Below are 17,936 nucleotides of genomic sequence, written 5' to 3' on the forward strand. Positions count from 1 at the left end.
ACGCGGCCGCCTTCACATCAGCTGCCGCGGTTCAGCGCTTAAAGAGTATTTATCCGCAACGGAAATCCGTACGATTCGAAAAGCTCCCAAACGTCCTCGCGATCGAAGAGCCGCCACCCCAGTGTCGTGAACTGCATCAGGTCATCCTCGCTGGGAAAGGAGTAGTAGGCCCCGGCAGATGGATCTTGAAAGGTCCCCGGCATAGGCTCGTTGCGCTCCAGGCGCCTGATTGCGTTCATGATGAGACGCGCGCCTGGTTGATACAGTGAAAGGATGTGCCACAGCAAGGAGTGCTCCTTGTCGACTGCCACCCGGGCAGTCTCGATGATGCGACCAACATCGATGCCGGGACTGTCAATCCAGTGGAGGGTACAGCCGATCTCCGAGGCGCCGTTCAGCAGCGCCCGGAAGGTCGCGAGAACACCTCGATACTGAGGCAAGAGGCCAGAGTGAAGATTGAGGACGCCGCGTGACGGAATTGCCAACGCTTCATTCTTCAGGATTTGACCAAAGCGGATTGAGATGAACAGATCCGCTCCCGCATCCAGCAGCATTTGCAGGCCCGCAGGATCCCTCAAGCTGGGCAATACCTGTACAGGAACCCCAAAGCGTTGCTGCAGGTCTGCAAAACCGAATCGAAGCCCGCTGCTGACCTGGTCGCTCGATCTGATTAACCCAGGGGGCAAGGCATTGAAGAAGTCCTGCTCGATCAATGCCAGTTGTCCGAGCATGCGTGGCACCTTCTTGCCCGATCCCACTCTCTCCGAGAGGAATATTCCCACCGTGCTCTCGTGAATCTCGGGTAACAGGTAATTGAGAGTGAGATTGCTCTCAACGTCCCGGTTCACCAGAAAAGCGATTCGCAACTTTAGACCTCCGGCAGACCTGCCTTGAGATGCTGCAATGGCCAATTCAACACAAGCGGATCAATCCCATTACCATTGTTTTGCCATGACGTATGGACGGAAGGCTCGATCTGCTCGGTCCGTTCGGGTAGCAGACCTAGCATAGTTGCATTTATGCAAAAGGCTTGAGGAAGGCGGCAGATGTCGAGGCTACCGGCAATGGCGGAGTGGGGTGCCTCGATCAGTGTGGTTGAGGTCAACCGTATTTTGTTCTGTGGGCGAGCAGCGAAGGCTGTGATAATGGAGGGGAATCACAAGGGCCATGCCATGCTGACCATCTCTAATAACGTGCACCTGCCAGATGCCGACATTGAACTGACATACATCCGCGCGCAAGGCGCAGGTGGGCAGAATGTCAACAAGGTGTCCAGCGCCGTGCACCTGCGCTTCGACATTCCCGCCTCGTCGCTGCCCGAATTTTACAAGGAGCGGCTGTTGGCGCTGCGTGACAGTCGCATCACCGGCGACGGCGTGTTGATCATCAAGGCACAACAATACCGCACACAGGAGCAGAACCGCGCTGACGCACTGGCGCGTCTTGCCGAGTTGATCATCGCCGCCGGCAAGACCGAGAAGAAACGCCGCCCCACCAAGCCGACCCTCGGCTCGAAGACCCGCCGCCTTGAAGGCAAAGCCAGGCGCAGCACCGTCAAGGCGGGGCGGGGCAAGGTGGAGTTCTAGGCGCTCCGGTTCATTGATCAGGCTTGTACCGCGCTGACCCCAGCAGTGGGCATGGATTTTTTGCGCACCGCTTGATAGAGAAGGCTGGACACCATGAAGCCTGCAATGGCCAGTACGCTCATCAGGATGAACACATAGTTGTAGCCCTGTTGACCAGGGAAGTGGTCGAGGATCGCGCCATAGATGACGTAGGCAAACATGCCGGGTGCATAGCCGATCAGGCAACCGATGCCGAAGGCCGAACCGGTGATGTGCTGGGGAATGCCGACTTCGCCCATGGGCGCCCAGAACACGCCGCGCATCGAGAACACAATCAGGGCGAAGGAGAGGGTGGCCGCCATCCCCGCATAGATGAAGCCCGGGCTTTTAGGAATCAGCATGATCACGGCCATCAGCGGCAATAGCGCCAGAAATGCCCACTTCAGGTAACGGCTGGTGCTCTTGAACTGCTTGTCGGCAATGAAACCGCCAGCAGGCCCGCCGAGGATTTTCAGGAAGTATTGGTTGATGATGCCGTAGGCGCCTACCAACGCCACGGGCAACCCGTACATTTCCTTGAGGTAGGGAATGAAATAGGTCAGGCCGCAGTAGACGATGTAGACCATGAACACGTTGAGACTGACCAACCAGATGCCGGGTACCTTGATCGCTTCCATCAGGTTTGCCAGACCGTTTTTCGGCCTGGCGGCCGATTGCGCGTTACCGCCCTTGAGCAGGAGCCAGGTCAGGGTGCCCGCCAGAATGTCGATGACCGAGTAGAACAGGATCGCCGACTTCAGGCCGGTTTCCCCTGAGCCCATGGCGACGAACACGCCCAGTGCGGAAAAGGCCACCAGCGTATCAACCACGCCACGCCCGCCTTCCAGCAGGCCGAACAACCGGCCTTGCTCCTGATCGTCACCCAGATTACGGATGGCTTTGAGCAGCGATGGCCAGAACAGGCAGTCGGCACAGACGGCCAGCAGACTGAACACGATCAGCAGGCTGCTGAAGGGTGGAAAGGTTGCCAGGTACAACCCAAGGCTTCCGGTCCCGATCAGGCCGAGGGGGATCAGTTTGCGCGTGTCGTAGCGATCGGCGAGCAGGCCGCCGACCACAAACAGTGCAGTCGCGATGATCGCGTTGGCACTCAACAGCATGCCGATTTCTGTGTGGTTAAGGCCCATGAATTCCTGCATGGGGACATAGAAGGCGTCCTTGAGGTTCGCCAACTTGTAAATGGTGCCGCCACCGAGGATGAGGATCAGGAATCTGAGCCATTTGGCCTTGTTTTGAGTTGTCATTATTGTTCTCCGGGCGTAATCGGGTCGTCAGGTTCAGGCGTTGGAAGGGGTGGCCAGGGTCAGTTCAGCCAAGGTGCGCAGTTCGCCCAGCACGCGTCGGACATAGGCCACCTGATTGTTTGCCCAGCGGTGTTCGTCGGCCAGCATGCGCTCGAGCGAGTAGCCTTTCGGGAGCGGCGTTTCGCTCATCTCCCGGTAAGCAATGAATGGATCGGCGGCTTCAAGGCGCTGGCGGAAGGCCGGGGCCACGTAGTGGTTTTCCTGCTCAAGAATGAACGCGATCACCTGTGGGGTTGCTTCGCCCAGCATCAACAGTTCGAACAGCATGCGAGCGCTGGGCAGATCGTCTTCGTCGCTGCCTTGCAATACGCCGTAATGGCCGAAGCCGTTTTGTTCGGGGACGATGCGCACGCCCTTGAGGTGAACCTGGCGGATGTGCGGCGCCAGGTTGTGCAGGGCCTGCAGGGGCTGTTCGCAGGCATTGATCATGTTGCCGAAGTCGAACAGGGCATGCAGGCGAGGGTGGTTGAGGCGGTTGAGCAGTTGCGCGATTTCGCTGCTCTTGAGTTCTTCATGCTGCTCGAAGTCAAAGTACAGATCGTTGGCGTCGGCCTGTTGTGCGAGGTAGTGCAGGTCGGTCTCGATCACGTCCATGACCCGCGACAGCGTGCCCTCGTAACGTGAGTAGACACGGATGTTGCGTACCCCCAGGGCCTTGGCGATGGCGATCACTTGGTCGACATCCTTTTTCAGCGTGCTGCTGATTTCCAGGTGCACATCCAGCCCCAGCGCCTTGGCCTTGCTGGCAAACGCCTGGAGCTGCTCTGGCGACATCTGGCTCAGGCTGTTTTCCTCGCCGTCGAGCAAGTGCAGGCTCAGACCTTGCAGCTCGTGGCGATAGGCGAAGTCCAGCAGGTCGGCGGGGGTGACACGACCGTGGGTGAGGTTGGTCAGTAGCGGGTAGGCGTGGGCAAACAGGCGCAATTGCCCGAGACGCTCAAGCAACCGCTGGGCCAGTGCCTCGGTCAGCACTGGAGCCGCCTTGTGTTCGACCACCTTATGGCTGAGCAAGGCGTTGAATCGTTCCTGGATCTTATTGTTCATTAGCGTCGTTCCTGGTTCAGACACCGGGTCTACCGGCGCAGCCTTTATCGCGCCAGTCAGGAACGCTCGATAGATCCATTATCAATTAATTGATAAGGCCACTTGCCTCGCATCAAGTGGTCGGCGGGAGGTAACCCAGCGTGCGCAAGGCTTGGGCCAGCTCCTCGACACGCTGCCGGGCCTGCTTTTCTGGCGTGCCGGCAAAGCCGATCAACAGGGCAGGCGGCAGGTCGTGCTTGATGCGGTAGTCGCTCAAGGCATAGGTATGAATGTTGTGTTGGGCCAGCTGCCGGGCGATGTTCGTGTCACTGAGTTCGGGGGGCAGCCAGGCGATCAGGTGCATGCCAGCATCGGTCGGAGTGATCCTGAAAAAGCTGCCGATCTGCTCTTCAAGTTGTTCGATCAATGCCTGCTGGCGCGCCTTGTACAGTGCACGCATGCGGCGGATGTGCCCCAGGAAGTGGCCTTCGCGCATGAAGTCCGCCGTTGTGGCCTGAAGCAGTGTGGGCGGGCTGCGGTCCATGACCGCACGCAGGGTGCAAAAGGGCTCGACCAGAGCCTGCGGCAGGATCACGTAACCCAGCCGCAGTGACGGAAAGAGCACTTTGCTGAACGTGCCGACGTAGATCACCCGGGCCATCTGGTCCAAGGCATACAGTGCCGGGAGCAGTCGACCACTGTAGCGGAACTCGCTGTCGCAATCGTCCTCGATGATCCAGCTCTGATGCTGCGTAGCCCAGGCGATGAGTGCCTGGCGCCGCTCATAACTCAGGGTGACACCCAAAGGATGCTGACGCGAAGGTGTACAAAATACCAGGCGCGCATCAGGGCACTCGGCAAGGCCTTGCTGCACATCGATCCCCTGTTCATCAACCCGCAACGGAACTATCCGGGCCCCCTGGGCTTGCAACGCAATCCGCGCGGCGATGTGCCCAGGGTCTTCCATCCAGGCACTGTCCTGCGGATTGAGCAGCAGCATGGCCAGCAGGTTGAACGCTTGCTGCGCGCCGGAAACGATCACCACTTGCCCGGCATCGCAGTCGATACCTCGCGCATCGAAGACGTATTCGGCAATCGCGGTGCGAAACGCCTGCAAGCCTTGTAGCTCGCCATAACCCAGAATCGCCTTGGTTGGCTTGAGCAAATGGCGGTTCATCAGGCGCCGCCAGATGGCCTGCGGAAATTCTTCATAGGTGCTTTGACTAGGCAGGAAGGAGGTCGGCGTCGCCGGATCCCAGTCGGCATACGACACCCCGCGAAAGTGATCGCTGCGCAGCGACAGCATCGACTGGCTCAGTTCGGACAGGCGAGGTGGCTGGCGCGGTTGCTCGTCCTCGATGCTCCGGCTTTCCCACTCAGTACCGACATACGTACCTGCACCCGTGCGCGAGGCCAGGAAACCTTCGGCAATCAACTGATCGAAAGCGTTGAGAATGGTGATCCGCGACAGCCCCAACTCAATGCTCAAGGTCCGGGTCGACGGCAGGCGCACGCCCCCCTGAATTCTGCCGTTGAGTATCTGTTTGCGAATCTGCAGATACAGCTGGCGGTACAGGGGTATGGCACTGGCACGGTCCAGTTCGATAGCCGACAGCAGCAAACCTGTGGGGGATTTCATGACATGCTCGTCTGGGGGAATGGGATTTGACCTGGAAACCGTCAGGCGAAGGGGAGGTCAGGGTAGCGAGCGATGCCCGATGGTGCCAGCTACCTATAGGGTTAATTCCAACTACCCTCATGGGCTGTGACCTGACAACGGCATCCGATCATCTCAAATACTCAACGGAATGGCGTGTTTTACGCCCAAATCAGAAGCAGGAGCGAACATGGCAAAAAATAAAAAGTTATCACCTGGTGGCGGAGTGGCCTGGGCAGAGCCTCTGCTACCTATCCTTTTCTGGGGGTTCTGGACGCCGATCCTGTACATCATCATTGCACCTTGGTTGAGCTTCGGTGTGATAAAAGTCTGGCCAATCCCTATTTTCGCCGGATTCTTCACAGCTATGGCCTCCACTGGCTGGCTTTGCGCCTCTGTATTGGTGTTTTTGGTGACTGCGTATCAGTTAGGTACCGCCGCCTACCAACGTAGGCAGAAGGCGAAGAGGTACGCAGCATCTTCGGGTGCCAAGAAATCGCAGTCGAACGTAGTCCTTTAATGCGAGCAATCCATCGCTTTCGGATGAAGAGCGTCAACCGGTGCATGTTCTTGGCTTTTCCTCCGAGGCGGCGGGTATTCGAGCCGAGGTTCGGCTTGGTGGGGCGCGATTCTGCTTCGTTTGACCTCAACCACACTTCGACACCATCTGACCGAGACGCGCTGAGTGGGGTCTAGGGTGCCGAGCCGCGTGCGGACGTCGTTAGTGATTGGGCGCACCAAGCCTTGGCGTTACACATGCTGAGTAGATAGGACAGTGACACACAATTGTTTTTTTGATCCCTCAAGGGAGACGTCATGATCGATCACCTCGACCACATTGTTTTGACCACCATCGATGTCGAAGCCTGCAAAGATTTCTACACGCGAATTCTGGGGCTGCGTGCTGATTGCTTTGGCCAAAACAGATTGGCTTTTCATTTTGGCGTACAAAAAATCAATGTTCACGTTCGAGGCCATGAGATCGAGCCGAAGGCTCATCTTCCAGTTCCCGGGTCGCTGGATCTCTGTTTCATTGCGAGCGTTGGATTGGATGAGGTTATCCGGCACCTGACCGAGCATTCCTGGCCAATCATCGAGGGCCCCGTTGCCCGCACTGGTGCGACAGGCCCCATTAGGTCTGTTTACATCCGAGATCCTGACCTGAATTTGATTGAGATTGCCGAAAGGTTATAGATCGGAGTTAGCTCGCGAAGCTGACTGTTGCCCCTCAACTTGAGGGTTTGGGAGGCGCCCTCAGGAGCGGCCCTAGGTTGCGATTCGATTTCAAGGCTTGGATTCAAGCTCAGACGTTCGATGATGCTGGTGACGCCGTTGAATCGCCCCTGGTTTCCTAGGCTCTGTACGAAAAGAGATGTCGCAAACACCGCATGGAACAAGCCAGAGAGACCATGGCGGCATAGCTTTTCGCGAGCTTGTCGAAGCGTGTCACGATGCGACGGTTCTCTTTCAGCCAGCCAAACATGCGCTCGATGATATTGCGCTGTCGGTATTTGGGCCGATCAAACAGTCTGGGTAAGCCGGGCTTGGGTTTGCGTTTCATTGAGCGCAGCGGGATGACGGTCTGCATTCGGTATTGGTCGCAGTAGCGGCGAAGTGCCTCGGCGTCGTAGCCCTTGTCGGCAAGCAACCATTTACAGCGCTTGCGCGGGCGGCCACGTTGGCTCGATGGAATGCTGACCTCGTCCAGCAATGGCTGGGTATAGCTGATGTCACTGGCTTGACCGCCAGAGAGGAGGAAGCGCAACGGTGTCCCGTTGGCGTCGCAGAGCATATGGATCTAAAGCACGCCCGCTACGCTCTGCAAGGCTTTCAACAAGCGACTGAGGCTCTGATGCTCCCAAGTCGATAGCAGAGCAATCGGATCTGTCCGAGCAGCGCTCTAGTCGGCGATTGGTGAATTGACTCCTAAGAGCTTGGGTTCATAAGCGTTGCTAAGCGGCTGAGAGCGAAAGGGTTCGGTGAATGCTGACAACGATGCCGGTGATTGCTGAAAAGGTCTAGGAGGACGGGCACTTACAAACACTCCATTTAACAAGTGGGCGATGTCAGGTGTTCATAAGCAGCTCAAAAGCCTGAAATTACTGGCTAACCGCTCTAGAGATTAACGTGCTTGTTCATCGACTGATGTTCATAGACCTAGTCTTCTCCGCCGTCCTTACGTGCGGGCAGGGGATTTTGTATCTGGTCCGATGGAGGTCGAAATATGGGAGATGGCTCGTGCTGACTGGTTAGAAAGGACAACTGCCAGTCGCTAGTTTTACGGTATCAGTCACCGCCAGCTTCGAATTGTAAGCTACCCTCCGAAAGGCAGCTCTGGGTCGAAAGCGGTCATCCTCGAAGGATGTCGCCAGTAAGGTCAATGCTCCCCTGCATGCAGGTTATTCATGGGCCACCTGCATGCGGTATCACCTAGTCAGCCGTCTATTTTCTCTCCTTGACCATGAAGCTAAGAACGATGGTCAGCACGGTAGCCAAGCAAAGCATGAATGCCATGCCCATCAAGCCGGCGCTGAAGGATCCAGTGACATCCTTGAGCCAGCCGACTGCGTAAGGTCCTACTAAGCCACCAAGGCTGCCAGTCGCGTTGATGAAAGCAATACCCCCAGCGGCGGCTTGCTTGCTCAAAAATGTCGACGGGATGCTGTAGAAACAGGTCCGCACGGAGCAGAGTCCAATCAATGCTACTGTGAGCCCGAATAGAGCTGGAAGTAAGTCACTGTAAACCACAGAGAAAATGAAGCCAGCCGCGCCCGTGCCGCATGTTAGTGCAAGGTGCAGAATGTAGCGTCTTTTCCTGGCGAGCACTTTTGCCCAGATCAACATGGCTGCGCTTGCAATCACATAAGGGGCAGCCGAGATCCACCCGATTTGCATATTGGTCAAGTTGTGACTCTTGAGGATCTGTGGAAGCCAAACACCGATACCTAGGATACCAATGATGTAGCTGAAGAGGATTCCTGCGAGCAACCAAACCCGCGGATCCTTGAGCGACTGTTTAAAGCTGTGTGCGCTCTTAGATTCATGCTCGGCATCAAGAACTGCCTGAAGTGCCTGCTTCTCCTCAGGAGTGAGCCAGTGCGCATCAGCTGGCTTGTCGGCCAGCAAACGCAAACACAAGAGTCCCAGGAAACATGCCGGACGACCCTGCAAGACAAGCAACCACTGCCACCCTGCAAAGCCCCAGATACCATCCATTTCCAACATGGCGGCAGACAAGGGGCCGCCGAGCACGGAGGACATTGGAATCGCGAAGAGAAACCAAGCCATGACCTTCGTGCGGTAATGAGCGGGGAACCACAACGAAAGGAAGAAGATCACGCCAGGGAAGAAACCTGCTTCGGCAATCCCAGCAAGTAACCTAATCGCGGCATAGCTGGTAGGGCCTTGTGCAAGGGAGGTGGCGGCGGCAAACAATCCCCAGGTAATCATGATTCTCGCAAGCCAGCGACGTGCACCGTATTTATAGAGTGCCAGATTACTTGGCACCTCAAATATACAGTAACCTAAGTAGAAGATCCCTGCAGCAAAGCCAAACTGCGACGCTGTGAGCCCGAGATCGTCGTTCATCGTTAGTGAAGCGAATCCTACGTTTGTGCGATCCAAATAGTTGAAGAAGTAAGCAAGCGCTAGTAGCGGTATAAGTCGTATTGCAGCTTTTTTACACGCGCGTATTTCGGCAGGATCTCTTTCCTGCGCGATGGGTGCAGTCAAGGTTGTCATTTAGGTAACCGTTATTTTTGTAGGGGCAGGGTCGGGCAGCATAGAGCAGAGAAAACGATCAGTGCCAAAACCTTTTAGCCATGACTTGCTATAACTTTTCGGCATGCCGGGACCATGCTTAATTGGTATCGTTACTTATGAAAACAAAGCATTTGTTGTTTTTTTGTTGTTACTTATCCTTCGGGTCGCCCTGACAAGCCATGAACATAAAATATGGGTGCTTCAAGACTAACTATGGACTGTGGTCCCCACATGTTGAAATTCATGCTTGGGATTGAGCTGAACGCCAAAGGCTAGGTTTTCTGGAGCGTCAGGCATGTCATGGCTCTGGAACAGCCAATGGAGATGGGCGATGCCAATGCTAAATTCGCAAATCGGGCTTATGCCAACTGCTAAGTTCCGCTGAAGGGGCAGGTTTTTCCAGTACTTGGTGATGACATCTGGTTAATGCCCAGGGCTTTCTCACACCGCTTAGCTACCGTGCGGGTTTGCTAGGCGGTTTTTTTTGGTCGGTTGTATGAAGATTGGGCAAAAGGGCAGTGCTCGCGTAGTTATGCTCTCCGCTCACTCGTCCCCGGGCTGGTTGAGTGATGCTCGGATGGATTCTGCGAGCGACAGGAGGATTGGAGCATACCGATCGATGACTCCTTCGGGAGCTTCGACCGTTGAAAGGCTGATGTTCAGAGCGTGTGTCTTGTAGACCGGGTGGTTCAGTGGGGTAGCGATAGCGATGACTTCAGGCTGCCATGAAGCAACGCAATAGCCGTTGTTTTCTACATCGGTAATCGCGGCCTCGATATCTGATATGAGCTGTTCAGCTCTGGCTTCGCATCGTCTTGATCTGAACAGCTCGATCAGGGGCCGTCGTTGCGCGTCGTTCAGGATCGAGAGATAGGCTCTACCCAAAGATGTCATTTCCATGGGCAGCCGCTGGCCGGTCAGTACGTTTCGCGGAGATTTGCGTTTACTAAAACGTATCGACTCGAGGTAGATCATCTCGTCGCCGTCCGCTGCGGCTAGGCCAACATTCACTTGATGGTCTCGCGCCACCTGGGCCATCAGAGGCGTAGCGACTTGAAGCAGAAAGCTGCCGTGGTACATGGAGTGAGCCATGCCAAGTACCGAAGGCGCTAGCCTGTAGCCCCTGGAAATACTGTCGAAATCCAGGAAACCAGACCGTACGAGGGTCTGTGTAAGCCTGCTGACAGTGGACTTTGATAGTCCGGTGATCTCGCTCAGGTCCCCATTGGTCAGATGTTCGCTGCCAGGTCTGAAGGCGCGAAGAATATCTAGCCCGCGCTCCAGCGAGCGATTGAGCGGTGCCTTGCCTTGCCCGGGAATGTGAGGGGAGGTAAGGCCGCTCTCGCCATGTTCCAATAGGTGGAACGGTCGCGTTGTCATGAAAATCACTCTCCCTCAGATTGGAATCAAGCTTGGCTCATTGCTGGGCGGTCAATCAACCGAATAATAAGAGAGGCACCGCATGACGACTTCCACGGAATTGTCGACTCCGATCGACCTTACCGTCACTGACGGTATTGCAACCCTGACGCTCAACCGTCCAGAGGCACGTAACGCCATAAGCGATGAAATGCGATCGCTGCTCATCGAGCACCTTGAGCATGTCGCGGCGGACAGCAGCATCAAAGCGCTGATCCTGACCGGCGCTGGCAAAGGGTTCTGCGCCGGCGGCGACATCAAGGGCATGCAAGCCCGAATGAGTGCACCGGCCGGTTCGGTAGCTTTCAACGGCTGGAAGCGTCAGCAGCGCGTCCACCACGCAGTGTCTCTGCTCCATAACCTGCCTAAACCCACCATCGCTGCAGTCAATGGCGCGGCAACCGGACTGGGCTGCGACATGGCGCTGAGCTGTGACTTCATCATCGCCTCCGAGCAAGCTTCGTTCGCTATGAGTTACATCGCGCGGGGCCTGATCCCTGATGGCGGTGGTTTGTACTTCCTTCCACGCCGTGTAGGGCTGAGCAAAGCAAAAGAGTTGATCTTCAGCGGCCGCGCCGTTTCGCCACTCGAAGCACAGCAGATCGGGATGATCGATCGCGTGGCACCGCATGAGAACCTTCTCCCTGCAGCTCAGGATTGGGCTCAGCAGATCTCTGCTGGCTCGGCTACTGCTCTGGCGCTGAGCAAGTCGATCCTGAACAACACCTTTGAGCTGACTCAGAGCCAGATCTTCTCCATGGGCAGCCAAGCCCAGGGCATCTGCTACACCTCCAGCGAGCATCAGGAGTCGGTTGCCGCCTTCCTTGCTCGCAAGGCAGAGCGGAGCTAAATCATGGACCAAATTGCACGCCTTCTCAGCCCTGCCAGCGTTGCCGTCATCGGCGCATCGGGTGATGCTCGAAAAACCTCCGGCCGTCCCATCGCATTTCTTCGCAAGCACGGCTTCGAGGGCCGGCTGTACCCGGTGAACCCGCGGTACGAGGAAATTGATGGATTGCGCTGCTACCCCTCCGTGGATGCTTTGCCGGAAGTACCGGATGTCGCGATCATTCTGCTTGGTCCAGAGCGGGCCAACCAGGCTGTTACCGATCTCGCTGCGCGCGGCTGCCCAGCAGCGATCGTACTGGCAGGTGGTTATGGTGAGACCGGCACAACCGGGGCTCAACGGCAAGAAGAGCTCAAGGCGGCACGAGGCTCGATGAGAATCCTTGGTCCTAATACTATCGGGCTGGTTAACCTCACGGAGCGCGTGACCCTCTCTGCAAGTGGTGCATTGGACATGGACCAGCTGCTCCCCGGCCGCGTCGCAGTGGTTTCTCAGAGCGGAGGTATCCTGGGCGCGCTTCTTTCTCGCGGTGTCGCTGCTGGAATTGGCTTCTCGAAGCTCATTTCTACCAGTAACGAAGTGGATCTCGACGTTGCAGACTTCGTCGACTACCTCGCTGATGACCCAACCACATCGGTCATTGCGCTGTACATCGAAGGACTGCGCGACAGCGAAAAATTCACTCGAGCAGCTCGCAAGGCCCGCAGTGCTGGTAAGCCAGTTGTGGTTTACAAGGTAGGACGGTCCGAGGCAGGTGCTCATGCGGCCAATTCGCACACGGGCGCGCTGGCTGGCTCTGACGACCTGTACTCCGCTTACTTCAAGCAGCTTGGCGTGATCCGCGCCGAAACCTTCGCGGATTTGCTCGATATCCCCTTCGCGTTGGCAAGCGGAAGATCAATGAATGGCCGTCGAGTGGCGATCCTGACCTCGACCGGTGGAGCTGGCACACTGATCGCTGACAACTTGGGCATGAGCGGTTTCGAAACACCTGCGCCTGGGCCGGAAACTGCCGAGAAGCTGCGTAACTTGGACATCGGTGACCAAGCGGTGCTCGACCGTAATCCCATCGATTTGACCCTGGCAGGCTTGCAGCCAGAGTTGATGCGCAGCGCCATCGGCATTCTGCTCGACAGCGATGACTATGATGCTGTGGTCACCGTAGTTGGCTCATCGGGTGTCGCTCAACCTCATTTGATGGCGGACGCTATCCGCGACAGCCTAGCTAGTTCGGATAAGCCGGTCTTGGCCTACATCAGTCCCCACGCCCCCGCAGCAGCTCAGCGTATCAACGGCTCGGGTGGTGTTGCGTTCAACGCCCCTGAGAGCTGCGCCAGCGCGCTCAAGGCTTTGGTCATGAGCGGTCAGGGGAGCTCGGCAAGTGCGGCCGATATAGCCCCGTCAGCTGCAGCAGCTAGGGTGGAAGAACTGCCAAGTGGTCCGCTTGATGAAGAGCGTAGCAAGCGCTTGTACGCGGGCTTTGGCATCACGGTCACTCGCGAACTGGTGGTGAAAAGCGGGCAGGAGGCAGCGCAGGCTGCGAGCGAACTTGGCGGGCATGTAGCCTTGAAAGTGCTCTCGGAACTGATCCCGCACAAAAGTGAAGTGGGTGGAGTAGCGTTGCATCTTACTTCGGACACCATCGGGGATCGTTTGGAGCGCATGCGCGATGAAGTCGGCGGGCATGTCGGCTTCACCCCGGAGTCGTTCCTGGTCCAGGAGATGGTCACTGGTGGGCAGGAGCTGATCCTCGGCTTCCACCGGGACCCTCAGCTCGGCCCAGCGCTGCTGCTCGGAATGGGAGGCGTCACTGCGGAGCTTTTCCAGGATACGACCTTGCGTCTTCTGCCTGTGAGTGAAGAGCAAGCCCGGGAAATGCTGTGTGAACTGAAAACCTACCCGCTATTGGATGGCTTCCGCGGCATGCCAAAGGCAGACGTCGACGCCGCAGTAAAATGCATCGTGGCGTTTTCGCAAATGGCCATGCAGCTCGGCGACCGATTGGTCGAGGCGGAAATCAACCCGCTCCTGGTTCGTCCCGCGGGTAGCGGGGTCATCGCTCTGGATGGCTTGACGATCATCGCGTGAAAAGAACGGCTGTTCCATTCTGTGGAACAGCCTCTTTGACCTCGTATCTCACGATTGCATAATCAAAGAACGCTTCATTTCTGACTCATAAAAATAAGTAGGTCGCTATGAACAGTCTCTATTTCGCCACTTCTCGGCGCATCGCTCTTTCGACCACTTCAGTTGCGACAGTCAAGATTTTTGAGCTGAACGCCACCTTCGTGCCGGGAGTATTGCCATGACCGCCGTGTTGAAAAGTGCCGCTTCCCCCGAGCCTATCGGCGCAAAAGCCGTCTCACCGACGGTCATTTCGTTCAGAGAGGTTTCGAAGTCATTCACCGTGAAGAGGGTTGCCAAGCAAGCCTCCCACAGCATCAATATCGACATCCAACAAGGCCAGGTGGTGACCATCATCGGTCCTTCCGGTTGCGGCAAGTCCACTCTTTTGAACATGGTCGCCGGGCTGTTCGCGCCTACAACAGGTGAAGTGCTGTACCGGGGCCAGGCTGTTCAAGGTATCAACGGCCGTACCGGTTACATGACCCAAAGCGACCATTTGCTGCCATGGCGTGATGTGACTGGCAATATCGCCATTCCGCTTGAAATCCAAGGTGTTCCGAAAGCCAAGCGACAGGAGCGGATTCGCGAACTGCTGTCCCTTGTTGGGCTTGAGGGGCATGAAAAGGCGTATCCCAGTCAGCTTTCCGGAGGCATGCGCAAGCGCGCTGCGCTGGCTCGATTGCTCGCTTACGACCCAGAAACCTTGCTGATGGACGAGCCATTCGCAGCGCTTGATGCACAGCTGCGCATGCGCATGCAGACCGAGCTGTTCAAGCTCAGCCGTCAGCTCAACAAGACGGTGCTGTTCGTCACGCACGACCTAGATGAGGCCGTGGCATTGGGCGATCGCTGCCTGATCTTCTCTGGACGACCGGGCACTATCGTTCGCGACGTGAGCATCCCTCTAGGTGATGACCGCAACATTCTCCAGCTACGCAAGGACCCGCGTTACCACGAGTTGTGCGGCGATCTTTGGGAGTTCATCACTCCTTCTCATGACGCCTAAGGTCCTTCTTCCGGAGAATTACGAACATGAAAATCTTCCTCGGCCGTGTCGCCATTTTTGCTGTGCTCTTTCTGTCCTGGCAATTCGCTTCAGGCCCATTGATCGACCCGTTTTTCGTGAGTTCGCCATTGGAAATCGGGAGCCGCTTCATTGACCTGGTCGCCAGTGGCCGTCTGTTCTCGCATGGTTGGATCACTGTGGTTGAAACCCTCGTGGGTTTCTTCTTCGGCGCTTGCGCAGGTATATCGGTAGGCCTGATCCTCGGTCGCAATGAGCTTCTGGCTAAATTGCTCGACCCAATTCTTGTCTCGATTTACAGCCTGCCGAAAGTCGCTTTGGCTCCACTGTTCATCATGTGGTTCGGAATCGGCATAGAGATGAAAATCATCCTTACCGCCACGATCGTCTTCTTCCTGGTGTTCCTTAACACCTACAGCGGTGTTCGTGCTGTGGAGCGCGAACAATTGGAAATTTTGCGGTTGATGGGTGCCAAAGAGCATCACCTGATTACCAAAGTCGTCCTGCCTTCGGCAATTCAGTGGGTATTTACCGGCCTCAAGATGTCGGTCCCGTACGCGCTGATCGGCGCCATCGTTGGCGAGATCATGGCCGCCAACCGAGGCTTGGGCTATCTGCTGCAGGACGCTGCCGGGCAGCTGGATACGGCAGGCGTGTTCGCAGCGCTCATTGCAATCATCTCGCTTGCGCTGATCCTCCAAGCCGCTGTGCGCAAACTGGAAGCGTCATTGATGCCTTGGAAAAAAGATCAGGAAGAACGTGAACTGTCCGTCTGATTGCAACCAACACAACAACAAGAAGAGGTCTTTGCCATGTCTATCAAGCGTCTGTTCTCTGCGCTGGGGTTGAGCGTTGCCATGAGTGCAACCAGCTTTTACGCGCAGGCTGCCGAAACGGTTAAAGTTGCTCTGGGTACGGAGGGGTTTGTTCACATGCCCTTGTTCGTAGCCTTGGACGGCGGCATGTTCAAAAAGCATGGACTAGATGTCGAGCTGGTGAAATTCAAAGGTGGCGGCGCGGCGGCCTCAGGGCTTGCCAGTCGCTCGGTCGAGTTCTGCTCGTGTGCTATCCAGAATGCGATCAACGCGAAGGTGAAGGGGGCGGACATCACCCTGCTTGGTCGTTTGGTCGGCCAATACGCAAGCAACATAGTTATCCATCAAGACCTCGCTGATCGCCTGGGCCTCACAGCAGACTCGACGGTTGAGCAACGTTTGGCTGCGTTCAAGGGGCTGCGCTTGGCAGTCAGCGGCGCCGGCGGAAGCGCAGACTTCCTCGTGCGCTTCCTAGGTAAAGAAGCGAAGTTGAATGCAGAAAAAGACTTCACACTTCTGTACCTCAACAACGGTGCGGCGATGCTTGCAGCATTTGCCCAAAACAAGATCGACGGCTTCGCGCTTTCGTCGCCGGCGTCCGATAGCGCCGTAATCGACCACAAGGGCTACACCTTGCTCGACATGTCCGAAGGAATGGTACCTGAGCTTGATGGCTACCCGTCGATTGCACTCAGTGCTCGTCGTCAGTGGGCGACCGAGAACCAGGACACAGTCAAAGCCTTCCTGGCTGCCTTGAGCGATGCCACGAAACTCATCAACGAGCAGCCTCAGGAAGCTATGAAGTCAGTTCGCAGCCGCTTCGAGGGCGTGAACGACAAGGTTTATGCAGCCGCGTGGGAGAACAATCGCAAGTCGTTCCCGCAGACGCCTTACCTCACCGATGAGGAAGTCAATCGTGCGATCAAGTTCCTGGGTGATATTCAGAACGAGAAAATCCCTGGTAAAGCCGAAGATTACCTGACCCAGGTGCGCTGAAGCGCCTTGCAAACTCCTGCCTGATCACCGCGGTGGCGACGGACTACCGCCGCGCACGATCAACTTCTTGGTAAGCAGTAATGATGAAAAAAAATATGCCGCTCTGCGCGGCAGGGGTTGGCTTTGCCGTGTATCTGCCGCTTGCTGGCGCGCAAGGCTTCTTTGAAGACAGCAAAGCTTCCCTGGAGCTGCGCAACTTCTACATGAGCCGAGATTTTCGCGAAGGTAGTGCGCAATCCAAGCGACAGGAATGGGCCCAGGGCTTCATTCTGCGCTATGAGTCGGGCTACACGCCTGGCGTTATAGGTTTTGGCTTCGATGCAATCGGCATGCTTGGGGTCAAGCTGGACTCAGGGCCGGGTCGTTCGGGTACTGGGTTGCTGCCAGTGCAAGATGATGGTGATGTGCCGGACAGCTACTCCAAAGCCGGTGGGACACTCAAGGTCAAGGTGTCCGAGAGCGAGCTCCGTGTCGGCACGTTGATACCAAAATGGCCGACCCTGGTCTCTAACAACGGACGTTTGTTGCCCCAGACATTCGACGGTGCCCAGATTCAGATCAACGAATGGAAAGCCTTGGAGTTTACCGGGGCGAAGATCCAGGGAACTGTATATCGCGATCAATCCGGTTCCACAGGGCTGGCACTGAACAATAAGAACCGTCGGTTTAGCGGTCCTCTTGATGGCGGTGATTTCAACCTGATGGGGGTGGCGTACCACGTTGCTGATAGTACGGATTTGTTGGCTCAGTACGCGGTTCTCGAAGACGTCTATACCCAGCGATTTTACGGTTTGACTGATCGTAGAAAGGGCACCTGGGGCTCATTCACGAGTGATGTCCGCTTGTTCGACAGCGACGATCAGGGGCAAGCCCGCGGCGGTCCTATCGACAACCGCGCACTCAGTGTCATGGGTACTTACAAACTGGGTGGCCACGCTTTTGGTCTCGGCTACCAGAAAATGTCCGGGGACTCGGCATTCCCCTACGTGCATGGCACTGACCCCTACCTGGTCAACTTCGTGCAGGTGGGCGATTTCGCCGAGAAGGACGAGCGCTCCTGGCAGGCTCGCTACGACTTCGATCTTGCGAGCGTGGGTGTCCCAGGGTTGACCTTCATGACTCGATATCTGAAAGGCAACCAAGCTGATGTGCGCGGAGTGGATTCCGGCTCGGACGGCGAGCGCGAGCTCGATGTCGAGTTGCAGTACGTGTTGCAGAGCGGGTCCCTGAAGGGGCTGAGCATGCGTCTGCGCAGTGCCACCTACCGCGCGGACTTCGCTCGGGATGCCGATGATGTGCGGGTGATTGTCAGCTACCCGTTGTCGCTTCTGTAATCA

At 56.6% G+C, this 17,936-nt stretch carries 15 protein-coding genes and 1 pseudogene; 9 read left to right on the forward strand and 7 right to left on the reverse strand.

All coding sequences use genetic code 11. From position 1 onward, the window contains the following. Window positions 1–38: 38 nt before the first annotated feature. Window positions 39–731: a formyl transferase gene (locus ACIQYU_RS10975; protein WP_402799649.1), complete on the reverse strand. Its 693-nt coding sequence runs from the start codon at window positions 729–731 to the stop codon at window positions 39–41. A 441-nt stretch (window positions 732–1,172) separates the two neighbouring features. On the opposite strand from ACIQYU_RS10975, the gene arfB reads away from it, so the two are divergent. Then, on the forward strand, window positions 1,173–1,586 hold the full coding sequence (arfB, locus tag ACIQYU_RS10980) for an alternative ribosome rescue aminoacyl-tRNA hydrolase ArfB (RefSeq protein WP_063914882.1): 414 nt from the start codon (window positions 1,173–1,175) through the stop codon (window positions 1,584–1,586). Between the two features lie 17 nt (window positions 1,587–1,603). Here arfB and ACIQYU_RS10985 read toward each other — a convergent pair whose 3' ends face one another. The 3 genes from ACIQYU_RS10985 to ACIQYU_RS10995 form a co-directional block, all read right to left on the reverse strand. Beyond that, entirely contained in the window at window positions 1,604–2,869 is a 1,266-nt protein-coding gene (locus ACIQYU_RS10985) for an MFS transporter (protein WP_402799651.1), read from the reverse strand. A 33-nt stretch (window positions 2,870–2,902) separates the two neighbouring features. After that, window positions 2,903–3,973: a sugar phosphate isomerase/epimerase gene (locus ACIQYU_RS10990; protein ID WP_233687826.1), complete on the reverse strand. Its 1,071-nt coding sequence runs from the start codon at window positions 3,971–3,973 to the stop codon at window positions 2,903–2,905. 112 nt (window positions 3,974–4,085) lie between these two features. Continuing rightward, window positions 4,086–5,591 carry a PLP-dependent aminotransferase family protein gene (locus ACIQYU_RS10995; protein ID WP_233694533.1) on the reverse strand — a complete coding sequence of 502 codons (1,506 nt, stop codon included), beginning with the start codon at window positions 5,589–5,591 and terminating at the stop codon, window positions 4,086–4,088. Window positions 5,592–5,799: 208 nt separating this feature from the next. Between ACIQYU_RS10995 and ACIQYU_RS11000 the strand changes: the two genes are divergently transcribed. Next, window positions 5,800–6,129, forward strand: a complete 330-nt coding sequence (locus ACIQYU_RS11000) for a hypothetical protein (protein WP_233687824.1) — start codon at window positions 5,800–5,802, stop codon at window positions 6,127–6,129. Between the two features lie 296 nt (window positions 6,130–6,425). Then, window positions 6,426–6,803 carry a VOC family protein gene (locus ACIQYU_RS11005; protein WP_207832021.1) on the forward strand — a complete coding sequence of 126 codons (378 nt, stop codon included), beginning with the start codon at window positions 6,426–6,428 and terminating at the stop codon, window positions 6,801–6,803. A gap of 157 nt (window positions 6,804–6,960) precedes the next feature. On the opposite strand, the pseudogene ACIQYU_RS11010 reads toward ACIQYU_RS11005, so the two are convergent. The 3 genes and pseudogenes from ACIQYU_RS11010 to ACIQYU_RS11020 form a co-directional block, all read right to left on the reverse strand. Further along, a pseudogene (locus ACIQYU_RS11010) lies at window positions 6,961–7,407 on the reverse strand (IS5 family transposase); the annotation flags it as partial. A gap of 644 nt (window positions 7,408–8,051) precedes the next feature. Beyond that, window positions 8,052–9,302, reverse strand: coding sequence for an MFS transporter (locus tag ACIQYU_RS11015; RefSeq protein ID WP_402800366.1), 1,251 nt, complete (start codon window positions 9,300–9,302; stop codon window positions 8,052–8,054). 612 nt (window positions 9,303–9,914) lie between these two features. Then, window positions 9,915–10,751: an IclR family transcriptional regulator gene (locus ACIQYU_RS11020; RefSeq protein ID WP_015270297.1), complete on the reverse strand. Its 837-nt coding sequence runs from the start codon at window positions 10,749–10,751 to the stop codon at window positions 9,915–9,917. Between the two features lie 82 nt (window positions 10,752–10,833). Between ACIQYU_RS11020 and ACIQYU_RS11025 the strand changes: the two genes are divergently transcribed. The 6 genes from ACIQYU_RS11025 to ACIQYU_RS11050 all read left to right on the forward strand — a co-directional run bounded on the left by ACIQYU_RS11025 (window position 10,834) and on the right by ACIQYU_RS11050 (window position 17,933). Then, window positions 10,834–11,640 carry an enoyl-CoA hydratase/isomerase family protein gene (locus ACIQYU_RS11025; protein ID WP_191472739.1) on the forward strand — a complete coding sequence of 269 codons (807 nt, stop codon included), beginning with the start codon at window positions 10,834–10,836 and terminating at the stop codon, window positions 11,638–11,640. 3 nt (window positions 11,641–11,643) lie between these two features. Next, on the forward strand, window positions 11,644–13,725 hold the full coding sequence (locus ACIQYU_RS11030; protein ID WP_402799661.1) for an acetate--CoA ligase family protein: 2,082 nt from the start codon (window positions 11,644–11,646) through the stop codon (window positions 13,723–13,725). 217 nt (window positions 13,726–13,942) lie between these two features. Next, the gene (locus ACIQYU_RS11035) at window positions 13,943–14,770 is read left to right on the forward strand and encodes an ABC transporter ATP-binding protein (protein WP_191472735.1); all 828 of its coding nucleotides are present in this window, start codon (window positions 13,943–13,945) and stop codon (window positions 14,768–14,770) included. Window positions 14,771–14,796: 26 nt separating this feature from the next. Further along, window positions 14,797–15,564 (forward strand): ABC transporter permease, encoded by a 768-nt coding sequence (locus ACIQYU_RS11040; protein ID WP_003258714.1) that lies wholly within the window; start codon window positions 14,797–14,799, stop codon window positions 15,562–15,564. Between the two features lie 36 nt (window positions 15,565–15,600). After that, window positions 15,601–16,599, forward strand: a complete 999-nt coding sequence (locus ACIQYU_RS11045; protein ID WP_085720135.1) for an ABC transporter substrate-binding protein — start codon at window positions 15,601–15,603, stop codon at window positions 16,597–16,599. Between the two features lie 83 nt (window positions 16,600–16,682). After that, complete coding sequence (locus ACIQYU_RS11050; RefSeq protein ID WP_402799665.1) at window positions 16,683–17,933, forward strand: OprD family porin; 1,251 nt, start codon at window positions 16,683–16,685, stop codon at window positions 17,931–17,933. Window positions 17,934–17,936 lie beyond the last annotated feature (3 nt).

The organism is Pseudomonas sp. NPDC096925 (assembly GCF_044762545.1).
GTDB lineage: Bacteria > Pseudomonadota > Gammaproteobacteria > Pseudomonadales > Pseudomonadaceae > Aquipseudomonas.